This window comes from Psychrobacter sp. (genome assembly GCF_049295055.1).
In the GTDB taxonomy this organism is placed as follows: Bacteria; Pseudomonadota; Gammaproteobacteria; order Pseudomonadales; family Moraxellaceae; genus Psychrobacter.
This window is the reverse complement of sequence record NZ_JBAQQF010000024.1, coordinates 1-2,392: the sequence shown is the minus strand read 5'-3', so window position 1 is coordinate 2,392 and position 2,392 is coordinate 1. Positions and strand designations below refer to the sequence as shown.

Below are 2,392 nucleotides of genomic sequence, written 5' to 3'. Positions count from 1 at the left end.
CCAAACAAGAATTCAAAAGGGCTTGGGCTATAAAACGCCAAGGCAGGTGTGGTTTGACTTCTATCGTCAGGCTGCGTAACTAAACTCTCCCAAGTTTAACTGTACGGATTTGACGGCAGGGGTCAGTGAAGGTGACCAAAGACTCTCCGATACCGATACTCTTTACATTCCAAGCACCACTAAATTTTTTAAGTACTCTCGGGCCTTTTGTCATTTTTACTGCTGCTACATCTGGACTGTTATAAAATATATACTTAGAGACCATAATCATCCCCAATTTATTTCTACAATATGACTCTTCACCAATACCCGCACTTTGTGATTTTCCTAAAAGCCTAGCTTCATTCAAATAAGAGTCCCACTCCAATCTTACGTTATAGTTTTGAGTGATTTCGAACACATTATTTTGACTCGAGCTAATTTTAATAGAACGCTTTATTGTTTTCATTTCTTTGAAAATCCTCTGGTATCAGAATCGTAATATATGAAGAGTAACAGTGTAGTCGGCAAAAGACTCAAAGAATTAGAATAGCTAACTTTATTTCTGTATTTGAGTTTATTATTCACCTTTTGTTTTTGAATATAGTGAAAGCAATTATAAATCGCTACACAGCTATAAGGGAAAAACGCCCAGTATTCAATAAGACTATCGTTATATAAAAAATTTCACATGTTAATGGTTAAGTAATTTGAACCTTTAGTAATATTTTAACGCAAAATAAATATATAGCTGATTTTAAAACCCGCAGCCAAAAGAAAACCCCCTTACACTTTCGCGTAAGGGGGTTTTACTTTTAGAATAGAGAGCTGACGATGACCTACTCTCACATGGCCGGAGCCACACTACCATTGGCGCGATGATGTTTCACTTCTGAGTTCGGGAAGGGATCAGGTGGGGCCATCATGCTATTGTCGTCAGCAAAGGGGGTTAGATATGAGTCTGTTGTTGTTATTTTGACTTCAAGGTTTAACTTGTCATCGACCAACTTGTAACCTAACTGAATCAAGGTTAAAGGTGATATCGAAATATATATATTCTATAAGCTTACGCTTATACAAGATAGATTAATTAGAGCTGTTCATACAAACCACTTGGGTGTTGTATGGTCAAGCCAAACGAGCAATTAGTACAGGTTAGCTACATGCATCGCTGCACTTCCACACCCTGCCTATCAACGTCCTAGTCTTGAACGGCTCTTTAGGGAAATCTAATCTTGAGGTGGGCTTCCCGCTTAGATGCTTTCAGCGGTTATCCCATCCGAACGTAGCTACCGGGCAATGCCACTGGCGTGACAACCCGAACACCAGAGGTTCGTCCACTCTGGTCCTCTCGTACTAGGAGCAGATCCTCTCAAATTTCCAACGCCCACGGTAGATAGGGACCGAACTGTCTCACGACGTTCTAAACCCAGCTCGCGTACCTCTTTAAATGGCGAACAGCCATACCCTTAGGACCTGCTTCAGCCCTAGGATGAGATGAGCCGACATCGAGGTGCCAAACACCGCCGTCGATATGAACTCTTGGGCGGTATCAGCCTGTTATCCCCAGAGTACCTTTTATCCGTTGAGCGATGGCCCTTCCATACAGAACCACCGGATCACTAAGACCTACTTTCGTACCTGCTCGACTTGTGGGTCTCGCAGTTAAGCGCGCTTTTGCCTTTATACTCTACGACCGATTTCCGACCGGTCTGAGCGCACCTTCGTACTCCTCCGTTACTCTTTAGGAGGAGACCGCCCCAGTCAAACTACCCACCATACATTGTCCTCGGTATTGTTATACCTGAGTTAGAACCCCGACATGACCAGGGTGGTATTTCAAGATTGGCTCCACAAACACTAGCGTGTCTGCTTCAAAGCCTCCCACCTATCCTGCACAAGTCAGGTCAAAGTTCAATGTAAAGCTGTAGTAAAGGTTCACGGGGTCTTTCCGTCTAGCCGCGGGTACACAGCATCTTCACTGCGATTTCGATTTCACTGAGTCTCTGCTGGAGACAGCGCTGCCATCATTATGCCATTCGTGCAGGTCAGAACTTACCTGACAAGGAATTTCGCTACCTTAGGACCGTTATAGTTACGGCCGCCGTTTACTGGGGCTTCGATCAAGAGCTTCGCTTACGCTAACCCCATCAATTAACCTTCCAGCACCGGGCAGGCATCACACCCTATACGTCCACTTTCGTGTTTGCAGAGTGCTATGTTTTTAATAAACAGTTGCAGGGGCCTGGTTTCTGTGGCTGCCAATAGCTCAAGGAGTAAATCCTATCACCGTCGGCAGCGTACCTTCTCCCGAAGTTACGGTACCATTTTGCCTAGTTCCTTCAGCAGAGTTCTCTCAAGCGCTTTGGTCTACTCGACCTGACCACCTGTGTCGGTTTCGGGTACGATTCCT

Annotated in this window: 1 protein-coding gene and 2 rRNA genes; all 3 read right to left on the bottom strand. The window is 44.6% G+C overall.

Annotated elements, in window-relative coordinates:
* Window positions 1-79: 79 nt before the first annotated feature.
* On the bottom strand, window positions 80-448 hold the full coding sequence (locus WAZ74_RS03310; RefSeq protein WP_422305778.1) for a hypothetical protein: 369 nt from the start codon (window positions 446-448) through the stop codon (window positions 80-82).
* Window positions 449-805: 357 nt separating this feature from the next.
* A 5S ribosomal RNA gene (gene rrf / locus WAZ74_RS03305) occupies window positions 806-920 on the bottom strand.
* A gap of 183 nt (window positions 921-1,103) precedes the next feature.
* Window positions 1,104-2,392: ribosomal RNA gene (locus tag WAZ74_RS03300) — 23S ribosomal RNA — on the bottom strand; the annotation flags it as partial.

Excerpts from the sequence above, each read along its gene's own strand:
- WAZ74_RS03310 (WP_422305778.1), bottom strand. The coding sequence starts at position 448 with ATGAAAACAATAAAGCGTTCTATTAAAATTAGCTCGAGTCAAAATAAT.